Annotated in this window: 12 protein-coding genes; 6 read left to right on the top strand and 6 right to left on the bottom strand. The window is 39.0% G+C overall.

Features of this window, described 5'->3' with window-relative positions:
- Nucleotides 1-107: 107 nt before the first annotated feature.
- The 4 genes from LW139_RS01130 to LW139_RS01115 are packed head-to-tail and all read left to right on the top strand — an operon-like array spanning nucleotide 108 to nucleotide 4,917.
- A complete protein-coding gene (locus LW139_RS01130; RefSeq protein ID WP_166540272.1) occupies nucleotides 108-629 on the top strand; it encodes a fimbrial protein in 522 nt (173 codons plus the stop codon).
- 58 nt (nucleotides 630-687) lie between these two features.
- Nucleotides 688-1,347: a fimbrial biogenesis chaperone gene (locus tag LW139_RS01125; RefSeq protein ID WP_166540271.1), complete on the top strand. Its 660-nt coding sequence runs from the start codon at nucleotides 688-690 to the stop codon at nucleotides 1,345-1,347.
- 12 nt (nucleotides 1,348-1,359) lie between these two features.
- Entirely contained in the window at nucleotides 1,360-3,885 is a 2,526-nt protein-coding gene (locus LW139_RS01120; RefSeq protein ID WP_166540270.1) for a fimbria/pilus outer membrane usher protein, read from the top strand.
- A gap of 9 nt (nucleotides 3,886-3,894) precedes the next feature.
- Nucleotides 3,895-4,917 carry a fimbrial protein gene (locus tag LW139_RS01115; protein ID WP_208105161.1) on the top strand — a complete coding sequence of 341 codons (1,023 nt, stop codon included), beginning with the start codon at nucleotides 3,895-3,897 and terminating at the stop codon, nucleotides 4,915-4,917.
- Between the two features lie 75 nt (nucleotides 4,918-4,992).
- On the opposite strand, the gene yigL is transcribed toward LW139_RS01115, so the two are convergent.
- From yigL to pldA, 4 genes are all read right to left on the bottom strand, one after another.
- A complete protein-coding gene (yigL, locus tag LW139_RS01110; RefSeq protein ID WP_247850510.1) occupies nucleotides 4,993-5,793 on the bottom strand; it encodes a sugar/pyridoxal phosphate phosphatase YigL in 801 nt (266 codons plus the stop codon).
- A 12-nt stretch (nucleotides 5,794-5,805) separates the two neighbouring features.
- Nucleotides 5,806-6,810 (bottom strand): lysophospholipase L2, encoded by a 1,005-nt coding sequence (gene pldB, locus LW139_RS01105; protein ID WP_247850509.1) that lies wholly within the window; start codon nucleotides 6,808-6,810, stop codon nucleotides 5,806-5,808.
- Nucleotides 6,811-6,828: 18 nt separating this feature from the next.
- Complete coding sequence (recQ, locus tag LW139_RS01100; RefSeq protein WP_247850508.1) at nucleotides 6,829-8,658, bottom strand: ATP-dependent DNA helicase RecQ; 1,830 nt, start codon at nucleotides 8,656-8,658, stop codon at nucleotides 6,829-6,831.
- A gap of 114 nt (nucleotides 8,659-8,772) precedes the next feature.
- Nucleotides 8,773-9,648, bottom strand: coding sequence for a phospholipase A (gene pldA, locus LW139_RS01095; protein ID WP_109410164.1), 876 nt, complete (start codon nucleotides 9,646-9,648; stop codon nucleotides 8,773-8,775).
- Nucleotides 9,649-9,880: 232 nt separating this feature from the next.
- Between pldA and LW139_RS01090 the strand changes: the two genes are divergently transcribed.
- Together LW139_RS01090 and rarD are read left to right on the top strand one after the other, a co-directional pair.
- Nucleotides 9,881-10,348 (top strand): thioesterase family protein, encoded by a 468-nt coding sequence (locus LW139_RS01090; protein WP_036939522.1) that lies wholly within the window; start codon nucleotides 9,881-9,883, stop codon nucleotides 10,346-10,348.
- Between the two features lie 145 nt (nucleotides 10,349-10,493).
- Nucleotides 10,494-11,387: an EamA family transporter RarD gene (gene rarD, locus LW139_RS01085; RefSeq protein WP_166540267.1), complete on the top strand. Its 894-nt coding sequence runs from the start codon at nucleotides 10,494-10,496 to the stop codon at nucleotides 11,385-11,387.
- A gap of 9 nt (nucleotides 11,388-11,396) precedes the next feature.
- Here the strand turns inward: rarD and LW139_RS01080 are convergent, their stop codons facing one another.
- Together LW139_RS01080 and uvrD are read right to left on the bottom strand one after the other, a co-directional pair.
- Nucleotides 11,397-11,789, bottom strand: coding sequence for a hypothetical protein (locus tag LW139_RS01080; RefSeq protein WP_166540266.1), 393 nt, complete (start codon nucleotides 11,787-11,789; stop codon nucleotides 11,397-11,399).
- A gap of 146 nt (nucleotides 11,790-11,935) precedes the next feature.
- On the bottom strand, nucleotides 11,936-14,092 hold the full coding sequence (gene uvrD / locus LW139_RS01075) for a DNA helicase II (RefSeq protein WP_166540265.1): 2,157 nt from the start codon (nucleotides 14,090-14,092) through the stop codon (nucleotides 11,936-11,938).
- Between the last annotated feature and the right edge of the window lie 71 nt (nucleotides 14,093-14,163).

The raw sequence follows: 14,163 nt of genomic DNA, 5'->3' as shown, positions 1-14,163 counted from the left end.
TGTTATATTTTATTGGCATATTTTATATGCGAATAAACCAATACTTAAATCTATACTTATAAATAAATTAAAAAGTAAAGATAATTACTTTTTATATAGGACCGTTCATGAGCAAATTAAATAAATCTCTCTATTTATTAGGGATGAGTCTCTCTCTACTTTCTGCACCTGCTGCTTTTGCATCGGGCACAATTAATTTTACCGGAGAAATAACAGATCAAGCCTGTACTGTGGATAGTTCTTCTAAAAATCTAACCGTAGATTTAGGAAAAGTATCATCAAAAAGTTTAGCGACTAAAGGTGAAGTTGCTGGCCTTAAAGACTTCACTATTAAACTAATTGATTGTCCTGTTGATACGACAGTCGCTGTCCGTTTTGGCGGGACTCGTGATGCAATTGATAGCGATATTTTAGCCATTGACCAAGTCTCTGGTGGCGCGACAAATGTGGGTATCGCTCTGTTTGAAAAAGATGCCGTATCTCAAATAAACCTATATGACGATTCAAAAGAAGTCGAAATCAAAGGAACTGAAATTAACTTAGATTATGTTGCACGTTACAAAGCAACAGCCCAAGCAACACCAGGCCCAGCAAATGGATCTGCTGTTTATAGCATCCAATATAAATAATAAAAACGAGGGTAATCCTTATTACCCTCTTATTTCCCTTAACTTTGTAGCGCCATTTATGAAAAAGAATATTTTTCTAACTCTATTTTTATTATTTTCTCTCATAACGGTAAGCCATGCTGCTGGAGTAAGTGTGGGGGGAACTCGATTTGTTTATAACGATAATGCTCGTGAAATAAGCATTCCTATTCTAAATACCGATAAAGAAAAACCTTATCTCATCCAAAGTTGGGTTTCTGCTTTTCAAGGCACAGAAAAACCCCCTTTTATTGCAACACCACCGCTTTTTCGTATTGAGCCTGATGGAACAGGAACTGCGCGTATTTCCTATACTGGTGAACCGTTAAATTCCAATACTGAAGTCGTCTATTGGCTTAATATAAAATCAATCCCACCTGTTGAAAAGAGCCCTGAGAATCAATTGCAACTCGTCATTAATTCTCAATTTAAACTCTTTTTACGCTCCCATGATATTGAGCCACTTAACTTTAATAACGTCGAATTATCAAAACAAAGCCAAGGCTTGGTGCTTAACAACAAAACACCTTATCACCTCACGATCAAACATATTTTTATTGATGACAAACGCTACCCTTACGACCCTTTAATTAACCCTTATCAAGAAGTCGTATTACTTAAAGAGAGTCCAATTGCTCAGAAAGTCACTGTGCAGTTTATTAATGACTACGGTGCAACTGTAGATAAAGTATTAAATTAAGAGTGTAGAGTTATGACTTTATCCATCATCGCATTACCTACAAAACGATTATCGGTATTTCCTACTGATAATCTCTATCGCCACTGTTTACTTGCCATGGCGATAGCCTCTATTTTATTTCCTTATCAGGTCATTGCTGAAGAGCAATTTAATCCTGATGCGCTCAATTTAGGAATAGAAAATCAGGTCGCGGATATTAATAGCCTTGATTATTTTTCTTATACTGGAGGACAACTTCCTGGTATCTATTCTGTTGATATTTATCTCAATAATAAATTAATCGATAATCGCCAAGTCCGTTTTATTTTTGATGAAGAAAAAAAGACACTAGCGCCAGAGCTCACCAAACAAGATTTATTAAATTGGGGAGTAAAAGAGTCTGCAACTTCGCAATTTAACCAGCAAGCGAGTACATCAACAGTTACCGATATTGCTAGCGTTATTCCAAATGCAAAGTATGAGTATGATTTTTCACGAGCACGTTTGTCGTTTTCTATACCACAAATTGCTTTATACAATTATGGGCAAGGCTATATTCCACCAGCACAATGGAACGATGGCATAAATGCTGCCTTTGTAAATTACACTTATCGTCAAAATCAGTATTGGTATCGTGACCAAAATAATAGTAACTCTATTTTCTTAGGATTACGTAGTGGTGTTAACGTGGGCGCTTGGCGTTTACGTAACCACAGTAACTACAATAAAAACAGTGATAATTCATCTCAGTGGAATAGCTTACAGACTTATGTTGAACGAGATATTCGTAGTTTAAAAAGTCGTTTAACTATAGGTGAAACCGCTTCTGATAATGATGTATTAGAAAGTATTCCTTATCGTGGTATTAAATTAGCTTCTGATGAAAGCATGTTGCCACAAAGCCAACGTGGATTTGCTCCCATCGTCAGAGGTATCGCGCAAAGTAATGCTGTTGTCACCGTTCGACAAAATAACAGCATTATTTATCAGACCTCCGTTCCACCAGGTGAGTTTGCTATTTCAGATTTATATCCCACTTCTTACAGCGGTGATTTACAAGTTACGATCGAAGAAGCCGATGGAACAACCCGTACCTTTTCACAACCTTTTTCTGCTGTTCCCATGATGCAACGCGCGGGTAGCTTAAAATACAGTGTAGATATTGGTAAATATCATGCAGACGCAGCTGCAAGAAAACCTAATTTCTTTCAAACCTCTGCTATTTATGGGCTTCCTTACAATTTTTCCATTTATGGTGGCACATTAATCTCTGCTGATTATCAAGCTTATGCATTAGGTACTGGGATTAATCTTGGCTATTTGGGTGCCGTTTCTGCGGACATTACTCACGCGAAAACAACCTTAATAAATGACAATGAAGCCCAAGGACAATCTTATCGTGTTCAATACTCAAAATATTTACCTGATACCAAAACGGGTTTTTCATTAGCTTCTTATCGCTATTCAACAAAAGATTATTACGATTTCTCAGCGGCTAATGAGCGATTTTCTCATCTCTATCGTAAGAAAAAACAGTTTCAGTTATCTGTATCGCAATCTTTAGGAGATATGGGCTATCTCTCATTAAATGGTTATCAACAATATTATTGGTATCAAGACAGAGTCGATCGCAATGTAAATGTGAGTTTTAATTCAAATTATCGTGCATTAAGTTATAGCGTCTCTTATGCCTATAACAAGCGTCAAGAAAATGGATTAGCCGATCAGATTTTATCTATTAACTTTAGTCTTCCATTTAATATTGCTCAGAATAACAACTGGTTAAGTTATCGCTATAACACCAGCAAACAAGGTGATTCTATTAGTTCAGTGAGTTTAAGTGGTACACAGTTAAAAGATAACAACCTGCAATATGATATTTCACAAAACTACAATCATTCTCGTCAAGAATACAGTGGCTCTGTTAATGGCAACTACAGTGCTTCTGGAGGCGAGATTAGTGCAGGTTACAATTACGACAAACGCTATCAATCAATAAATTGGGGCGCGACGGGTGCACTTTTGGTTCATCAAGGAGGGATCACCTCCTCTCGCACCATTTACGATTCTGCTATTTTAATTAAAGCAGAAGATATTGATAACTTAAAAGTCAGTAACGCGCAAAGCCTTTATACCAATGCACAAGGCTATGCCGTTATTCCGAATGTTTCACGTTATGAACGTAATAAAGTGACGGTTGATCCCTCTTCTTTAACGGGTAATAACGATGTTGAATTAACATCAACAACCGTTATTCCAACCAAAGGAGCAATTGTCTTAGCCGATTTCAAAGCAAGAAAAGGCGCTCGAGTACTTGCAAACTTACACTACAACGGAACACCACTGCCATTTGGTACCCAAGTTGAGATTTATAAAGATGACCAAGTGCTTTCAAGTGGGATTGTAGCCAATGATGGTGAAGTTTTCTTAAATGGCGTACCTGAACGTAGCCAACTACGTGCTAAATGGGGCAATAGTGCTGTCGAACAGTGCCAAACAGCATTAAATGTGGATCTTGCCTTAGAAAAAATCCAATTTTTACAACTTGAATGCAGATAGGTGAGCACAATGAATAAATATATAACTCTTGGTTGTCTGTCTGCTGTTTTGTATACATCAACCACATTTGCAGAGTTTAGGGCAGACCTTACCACTAAAACAGTCACCTATTCTGCTCCCATTTATGTCTCACGTTCAGCACCTATTTTAACCGAAGTCGCAACGATTAATTTAGGAACTGTGAATGCATGGACTTGGTGGAATCTCTCCGGTGGTGCAGTAAGACCAGGGATTTATTTACCAGGCTCTTTTAATGCATCAAGCCCAAGAGTCAATGGCGCTTATGTCAAAGAGCTTAACAGCAGTGGTGTAGGTTATACCTTACATGGCACCATTAGTGGGAGTTGTAGTGGCTCTGCTTATGTCGATGGTCAGCAAAATATTGATGGTAACTACAGTAATCGCCTTATTTGCTCAACTAATGCGACCAGCGGTAATTATTCTGTGTCATTAGAAATGAAGCTTTATAAATTACGAGATAATGTGAAATCACAAACGATCCCAGCGTCATGGGTCGCAATGCTTATTCTCTACAATAATGGCTTTATTACCAGTGACTATGTAGGAAAAAGTGAACCTAAAATTAATCTATCATCTTTAAACATCATCTCTAGTGGCTGTGATGTTGTGAATAATAATATTAATGTGCCACTGGGTGCAGTACCTAAATCGAGTTTTAATGGTGTTGGCTCTGTCAGCCCAGAGAGTATCAAAGATTTTAATATTAATTTGAGTTGTGATCCGGTTTCACCAATTAAGATCCGATTTGATGGTGTTGCTGATGACCAACAAACAACTGGAACCATTGGTTTAAGTAACCCAACAGACAGCAATACCGCTAAGGGTTACGGTATCCAAGTTAAATATAAAAATCAGCCTATTAAGCTGGGGCAATTAATTACTGTGAGTGAAAAAAATAACGCCGCAGGCAGTTATTCTATTCCTTTAGAGGCAGGATATATCCAAACATCTAATACAACGAGTGCAGGCAAAGCAAATGGAACATTGCAGTTTACGATGCAATACCACTGACGAAATGTAGATAGATTTAAAAAGAACAAAGAACAAGGCGAACAACATTTTGTTCGCCTTGTTCTTTAGAAGGGATCACACTTGGTATAACTTGCGTAAATAATGAGGAACTGCTTCATCCGCATTAGCACCAATGACTTCCATATTGGGTAGCAGATCTTTTAATGCCTGATGGGCATTTTCCATAATGCAACCTTTACCCGCTATCTTTAGCATCTCTTTGTCATTCATACCATCACCAAATGCGATAGCATCTTTCGCTGAGTGTTGCATCAGTTCAGCCACTTTCTCTAGTGCCTCACCTTTAGATACGCCCCCTGCCATCACTTCTAAGCAATTACGCAGTGAGAAACTCACATTGACCTTATCACCCCAACGCTGATTAATTTCATTCTCTAGCTTCAGTAATAGCTCATGATCTTCAGAGGTGAAAAAGACCTTACAGACATTGGTAGTCGGGAATCCGGTTTTACAATATAATTCATAGCTAAAGTCTGATTCTCGAAAAAACTCACAAGCCCCCGGCATCTCTTTATTAACATACCAGTAGTCACCAGCATAAATATTAGTTTCAATTTCAGGGTGTTCAAAAACCATAAGAGCCAAGTCATAAGCGATTTCAGGCTCAAGATCTTGGCTAAAAATAAGGTCACCATGCGTGTTATGCACTCTTGCACCATTAGACGTTATCATATAAGCGTTAATGCCTAACCCGTCACGAATTTGAGCAACATCAACATGATGACGACCCGTTGCAAATACAAAATGCACCCCTTTATTAATAAGTAGGTGTAGTGTTTCTTGCGTATAGGGAGTTAATACATGATTAGGTGATAACAACGTGCCATCAAGATCTGAAGCGACTATCGAATACATACACATTCCTGATTAAAATAAATGCTTATCATAAAACTCACAGATTTCATTCAATGCTTGTGAGCGTAGCTTATCTATTTCGAACAAGATTTCATGATGCGCACCCTTAATCACCAGTGGCAATTTTTGCTTTTCTTCTCTTGTTCTGGACTGACTATAACGTTCACAGAAAGCCCTTAGCTCTTGATTATCCACCACCTTGTCATGCTCAGCTTCAAGCACTAATAAAGGGGTATCAATCTCTCCCGCATGTTCAATTAACCAATCCCCTGTTTGTAGGCTTTCTCCTATCCAATGATAAGTAGGGCCACCTAATCGTAATTCAGGATAATCAGCGTAATAACGTAAATAACGACGGTATCGTTCATGGCTATGTGTTAACACATTAAGAATAAAAGGTAGTGGAAACCATTTACCTGTTGATACTGCGTAGTTATTTCTTTCAGATTGACTTTGTTCTGCTCGATTGACTAAAAAATTAGCCACCCAGCGAGGTATCGGTAAATTAATACCAAACATCGGCGCACTTAATGCGGCTGCTTTAAAAACATGAGGATGTTTTAGAAGATATCCCGCTAAGATAGCACCACCCATTGAATGGGCTAATGCAAAATAATGTTGGTATTGATAAGGCAGCACTATCGTATCAATGAATGTTGAGAAGTCATCAATATAATCACTGAATTTTTCTACATGACCTTTTTGTGTATCTTCTAATAGTCTGCCTGACAGGCCTTGCCCTCTATGATCAAGCAAAAAAACATCGTAGCCAATATGGAAAAAATCAAATGCAACTTCAGGGTACTTTACATAGCTTTCACTACGGCCTGAAGAAATTACTAGTGCTTTATTGTGCGATGCTGAACGCCAATGAACATAACGGATCTTTACGCCATCAACGCCCGTAAACTCACCTTCTTTACGCTGGTTCCAAAAATCCAATAAAGTGCCATTCGTAAAAGCAGAAAACTGCTTTTCACGAGATAACCACGAATGTTTAAAAAGAGTGGTTGTCATTGGCTCTCCTTGTTGGCGTTATTCGAAGCCCTCAATATGGTCACGGATCAGTATCATAAAAGCGGGTCCAAATCGTTCTAATTTTCGTTGACCGACACCATTTATTAATAACAACTCATCAGGATAAACAGGGCATTGCTCTGCCATCTCTATCAATGTGACATCATTAAAGACCACAAAGGGCGGAATATTTTCTTCATCAGCAATAGATTTACGTAATTTACGTAGTTTCGCAAATAATTTTCTATCGTACTGTCTATGTGCATTTTTTGTTTGTTGATTACGGCTTTTTGTTGGACTTAATAATCTAGGCACGGCTAATTGTAATGGAACTTCACCCCGTAAGATGGGTCTTGCCATCTCAGTAAGCTGTAATGCAGAGCGGTGTACAATATTTTGTGTCACCATCCCTAAATGAATAAGTTGGCGTATCACGCTCACCCAATGTTCATGACTTTGTGCTTTACCAATACCATAAACAGGTAATGTATCGTGCCCTGCATCGCGAATACGTTGATTATTCGCGCCTCTTAATATTTCGACAATATAACCAATCCCAAAGTGCTGCCCCGTACGATAGATGCAGGATAAAGCCTTTTGCGCATCGACCAATCCATCATATTGTTTAGGAGGATCAAGACAAATATCACAGTTACCACAGGCATTTTGTCGATGTTCATCGAAATAATTAAGGAGTACTAGTCGTCGGCATGTTTGTGCTTCAGCAAATGCCCCCATTGCGTTGAGCTTATGCATTTCAATCGCTTTTTGGTCACTTTCTGGCTTTTCATCTAAACAACGACGCAACCACGCCATATCAGCGGGATCGTAAAATAATACGGCTTCTGCAGGTAATCCATCTCGCCCTGCTCGCCCAGTTTCTTGGTAATAAGATTCAATATTACGGGGTATATCAAAGTGAACCACAAAACGCACATTAGGCTTGTTTATCCCCATTCCAAACGCAACGGTTGCAACCACAATTTGCAAATCATCACGCTGGAACGCCTCTTGCACTTTGGCTCGCTGTGTCATTTCCATTCCGGCATGATAACCCGCAATACTCAACCCTCGCTTACTGAGTCGCTCTGCGGTTTCTTCTACTTTACTGCGGCTATTGCAGTAAATAATGCCTGACTTTCCTTTTTGACCACGAATAAAGAGCCAAAGTTGATCAAGTGGCTTGTATTTCTCAACTAAAGTGTAGCGGATATTCGGCCTATCAAAACTGCTGATATGAATTAAAGGATCATGCAAGACTAGCTGATTTATAATGTCATAACGCGTTGTGTTATCTGCTGTTGCTGTCAGTGCAACAATTGGAACATCGGGGAGATATTGCCTTAATAATCCAATTCCTCGATATTCAGGGCGGAAGTCATGCCCCCACTGTGAAATACAGTGCGCTTCATCAACAGCTAACAATGCAGGTTTCCACTGCACTAACTGGTGAAGAAAACTCTCCATCATCAAACGTTCAGGAGCAATATACAGCAGTTTTATTTCACCCTTTTGACAACGCACTTGAACATCAAGTTGCTCTTCACGAGTTTGTGTTGAGTTTAAATAAGTAGCTTCAATGCCATGAAGGCAAAGCTGATCGACTTGATCTTTCATCAAGGAAATCAAAGGCGACACAACGACGGTTAATCCATCTAACAATAATGCTGGGATTTGATAGCAAAGGGATTTTCCACCCCCTGTTGGCATCACAACAAGGCAATCACGTCCTGTTGTAATAGTATGGATGATCTCTTGCTGACCAGGACGAAATTGCTGATAACCAAAGGTTTCTCGCAAAATAGTCTGTGCTGATGGCATTGAATTAAGAACTTCTGCTGTGGACACGCCGTTCCTCTGAAAAGCTGCTGATAAAAACTATGATGAGGAGTCAAAGAAAAGGCACCAATATGAAGGTGCCGTCATCATTTATAGCGTTATGCTACCCCAGAACGAGGAAAATTACAGCATATCATTCAGCATCACACCCACACCAACACGTGTCTGGCGAAAATTATAGTCAATCATCGATTCACCATAACCACTAAATACTTGGGTATAAAAGCGAACATGCTTAGTAATTGGATAGCTCCAACCTAATTCAGCAGCACCATAGCCACTGTTCCAGTTATAGCGCCCAGTAGCAGTGATCACACTCTCACCTAATCGATAACCTGCTTTTAAACGATAATAGCCCATGTAACGATTAATTTCTGGATTATCATCACGTTGTGCACTTTCGCTAAAACGATACCATGGTTTTAAATCGAGCTGAAAATTACCTTTTTGTGCCATAAATCGCGCATAAACTCGATTCCAACTACGAGATGTAGGATCTGAACGCCCATTTGACTCATGATTAAAACCTGTCTCAATTTCACGAAGTGTCCAACCTGCAAATTTATAGTCAGTAGCCCAACCTAGAAAGAGTTGTGGCTCATAGTTCGTCTCACGGAAAGGTGCTGATTCTTTCTTATTACTTAATTGCCACCAAGAACGTTGGGTATAAGACGCCGCTAACACAGAGTTTTCACCCGCAATACCACGCCATAAAGGAAAGGCCAAACTGAGCTGAAATTTCACCTCATCTTTTTTAGCCTTATTACCCCAATCATAACTTTGGATAGCCTCTTTATTCATATCAGAGGTATCAGTGTAAATAATGTAATTGGATTCATAAGGATAAAGAACAAAAGGTGAGTCGTATTCTTGTAATAAACCGGAAATGATACTGCCCTGAACAAGCGGTGCAGGAGATGATGATGTTTGAATTTCGGATGCAAATCCCCATGCTGGATAGAATAAAGCCACCGCAAGTAAAGAACGGATGTAACGCATAGTTAATTATCCTGTTTCATTATTGAATAATATAAAAGTTAGTACTTACTTTGGAATTAGTTCTTATAAATGTGCTTTATTACACTTAAGCCACCATATTTTACACGTAATCGCCATTAAATCTCGTATATTTTTACACCATTATATTTATAGCACGAATGGGAAATTACGGTTTCGTCATGTATTATTAACATTATATTAACTTTATGACGTGATATCGGAGATCCTAAAAATGGAAAAGCAGCTAACATTAGAAGAGGCTCAAACCTTAATTGGTCATGTTTTTGTATATAAAATGCCATTTAACCAGTTGATTGGTTTGGAGTTAGTTCGTTTTGAACAAGATTACGCAGAAATTCAATTCCGCTACCAAGATAAATTGGTCGGTAATATTGCTCAACGTATTTTACATGGTGGCCTAATTGCTTCAGTGCTTGATGTTAGTGCAGGATTAGTTTGTGTTGGTAATGCATTAACACGTTTAGCACCTATATCCCAAGAGCAGTTAGAACAGAAACTCGCTAAAATGGGTACGATTGATTTACGGGTTGATTATTTACGACCTGGACGTGGGGAATGTTTTACTGCAAGTAGCCATATCTTGCGCAGTGGCAATAAAGTCTCTGTTGCTCGTGTTGAATTACATAATGAAAAACAAGTTCATATAGCAAGTGGGACAGCAACCTACATTGTGGGTTAAGTCTTTGTTAAAATTCATTGTGCGCTATGATGCTTAGAATGTTATTAATTACTTGTAAAAATACATGCCTAATGACACATTAGATAATGTCATTGGGTATGATAACCCCGTCACACATTTCCTTTCCATCAATTCCAGAGATAGCATGAACCAGAAAAACACGATGAAAGGCGTTTTATGTGCCTTAGGCGCCTATTTGATCTGGGGTATTGCCCCTGTCTATTTTAAAAGCATTCAAGAAGTGCCCGCTGAAGAGATCCTCACACACCGTATCCTATGGTCATTCTTTTTTATGTTGATTTTAATGACGATTAGTCGTCATTGGCCTTATTTACGCCAATTAATACGTCAACCTAAAAAAATCCTACTTTTGGCACTAACAGCAGTCATTATCGCAACTAACTGGCTTACCTATATATGGGCCGTTAACCATGGCTATATGCTAGAAGCTAGTCTTGGTTATTTTATTAACCCCCTTGTTAACGTCTTGTTTGGTATGCTTTTCTTAAGCGAGCGTTTCCGTCGTATGCAATGGGTAGCTGTAGGTTTAGCCTTTACTGGGGTATTTATTCAGTTATGGCACTTTGGATCTGTACCCGTGATTGGTTTAAGTCTCGCTGTGACTTTTGGGCTTTATGGTCTACTGCGTAAAAAATTAGGTGTCGATGCACAAACAGGAATGTTAGTCGAAACATTATGGTTATTCCCTGTCGCGTTAATTTACATCTTATTTTTTACCCATTCGCCAACAAGCAATATGCTTGAAAACAGTTGGTCATTGAATACCTTGTTAATCGCAGCTGGTATTATTACAACTGTACCATTATTGCTCTTTACTGAAGCAGCTCATCATCTGCGTTTATCAACCTTAGGCTTCTTCCAATATATTGGCCCAACTTTGATGTTTATTCTTGCCACAATGGTATATGGCGAGCAAATTGATGCAGAAAGATTAGTGACCTTTGGTTTTATTTGGGTTGCCCTTATTTTATTTACCTTAGATGCACTCTATACCCAACGTCGTTTAAGACGCGGTTAATCCCAAAACTCACTCTTCCGCTAAATTACTAATCTGTATAAAAGCGGGAGAGCGTTTCTTCTTATTTTTCTTTAGCAAATGCACACTCTTTGAGAGTTCTTCTGCATGGCGATATGAACGCCTAAATAACGTAAACATTGCGTTATTAATCACTTGAATATGGTTAATCACAACACTGTAATTGAGATTGATACGAGGAACATAATCACGCTGGTGTCTCAATAATTTACAATACAAATCCTCTTCGAATTCATTGATAGATCCACTGGAATGGTAAGTATCACAAAGAACTTCCTCAGTATTTTCGATCAAAAACTCATAACTAGAAGAAGATACCGGAGAGGTTCGCGAGCTAGGCGATACAAAAGTGTAAGTGTGAAAAAAGATACTAGAAATTTTCATCAAATAATCCCATTAAATAAGAGTAGATAACAAGATTATTAAGCAACCAAATCAAACATCCCTTAAAAAAACACCCTTACTTATTTGATAGACAAGTAAGGGTGTTTTTTATATTAAGATAGTAACTGCTCACTTTAAATGACAACTTACTCTAGTCGAGCAAATGCAGCCACCAGCCATTTAATACCTTCGCCATTAAAAGCAATTTGTAATCGGCAATGCTCACCACTACCTTCGATATTAATAATGGTCCCATCACCAAATTTAGGATGTTTCACACGTTGTCCGAGTGAATATCCCGAATCATTACTGATAATCGGAGTACCTAAACGGCTATGATTAACAGGACGTGAAACCGTCGCACGTAAACGGACTTCTTCAACACACTCTTTAGGTAACTCACCAATAAAGCGAGATGGTCGATGACTCACTTCTTTTCCATATAGACGGCGGTTTTCAGCGTAAGTAAGCGTTAACTTTTTCATTGCACGAGTTACACCAACATAGGCCAAGCGACGCTCTTCTTCTAAACGCCCACCTTCATCTAATGACATTTGGCTTGGGAACATGCCTTCTTCAACACCCACAATAAAGACTTGTGAAAATTCAAGCCCTTTAGCTGAGTGAAGGGTCATTAATTGAACCGCATCTTGATACGCATCGGCCTGGCTTTCACCCGATTCTAATGCCGCATGTGAAAGGAACGCTTGTAGTGGCATCAAATCTTCGTCTTCATCTTGATAACTAAACTGACGAGTTGCAGTGACAAGCTCTTCTAAGTTTTCAATACGAGCTTGGGCTTTTTCACCCTTTTCTTGCTCATACATCGCTTTCAAACCTGAATCACGAATGATTCGGTCTGTCTGTACATGTAATGGCATATCTGCCGTTTCAGATGCTAATGTCTCAATTAACTCTAAGAATCTCTGTATTGCTGCTGTTGCTCGCCCTGCTAGCATTTTATGTTCGATAACCTGTAATGCACTTTCCCATAAAGTAATTTGGTTATCTCTTGCAACTTGGCGAACAATATCTAATGTTCTATCTCCAATACCTCGTGTCGGTGTATTCACAACACGCTCGAAAGAAGCATCATCATGGCGATTCGCAGTTAATCGCATATAAGAGAGCGCATCTTTGATTTCTTGGCGTTCAAAGAAACGTTGCCCGCCATAAATACGGTATGGCATTGCCGCTTGTAGTAATGCTTCTTCCATTATACGAGATTGGGCATTACTACGATAAAGAATGGCACAATCTGTCAGCGCGCCGCCTTCTTCTTGCCAGCGCTTAATTCGACTAACGACATAACGCGCTTCATCTAAATCATTAAAAGCACAATATAGTGAGATAGGCTCGCCTTCCGCACCTTCAGTCCAAAGATTTTTACCTAATCTATCACTGTTATTTGCTATTAGCGCATTCGCAGCTTTTAGAATATTGCTTGTAGAACGATAATTTTGCTCTAACCTGATAGTCTCTGCGCCAGGAAATTCATTTAAGAAGTTTTGAATATTCTCAACTTGTGCACCACGCCAACCATAAATGGATTGGTCATCGTCGCCTACAATCATCACTTTACCCGTTTGACCCGCCAGCATTCTAATCCATGCATATTGAATACGGTTAGTATCTTGGAACTCATCAACCAAGATATTAGTAAAGCGATTTTGGTAATGTTCTAAAATTTGTGGCTTATTCAACCAAAGCTCATGAGCACGTAATAAAAGCTCTGCAAAGTCCACCAGCCCCGCACGATCACATGCTTCTTGATATGCTTGGTACACTTTTAACCATGTTGTTTCAACAGGATTACCATAGGTTTGAATATGCTGAGGGCGTAATCCTTCATCTTTTTTACCGTTGATATACCACATTCCTTGTCGTGCAGGCCATTGTTTATCATCAAGGTTCATCGATTTAACAATGCGACGAATAAGGCGATATTGATCGTCACTGTCAATAATTTGAAAATCTTGTGGTAGGTTTGCATCGAGATAATGTGCGCGTAATAAACGATGAGCCAAGCTATGGAAAGTCCCAATCCACATACCGCCTTGACTGGTACCAATTAAATCTTCGATACGATGACGCATTTCTGCTGCCGCTTTATTGGTAAACGTCACAGCCATAATAGAAAAAGGGGAAGCTTGCTCAACAGATAATAACCAAGCGATACGATGTACCAATACGCGTGTTTTACCACTGCCTGCGCCAGCAAGCACCAACATATTTATGCGAGGTGCGGCCACGGCTTCGCGCTGTTTATCATTAAGGCCTTCTAGCAGATATGAGACGTCCATAATTACCAATCATTTAGTGAGGAAAATACTGTGGATATATACAGAAATAGTGAGTAAGCAACAAACTAACA

This window comes from Proteus vulgaris, from assembly GCF_023100685.1.
Classification (GTDB): domain Bacteria; phylum Pseudomonadota; class Gammaproteobacteria; order Enterobacterales; family Enterobacteriaceae; genus Proteus.
The sequence above is the reverse complement of the archived record's forward strand: the minus strand, read 5'-3'. Positions and strand labels throughout refer to the sequence as shown.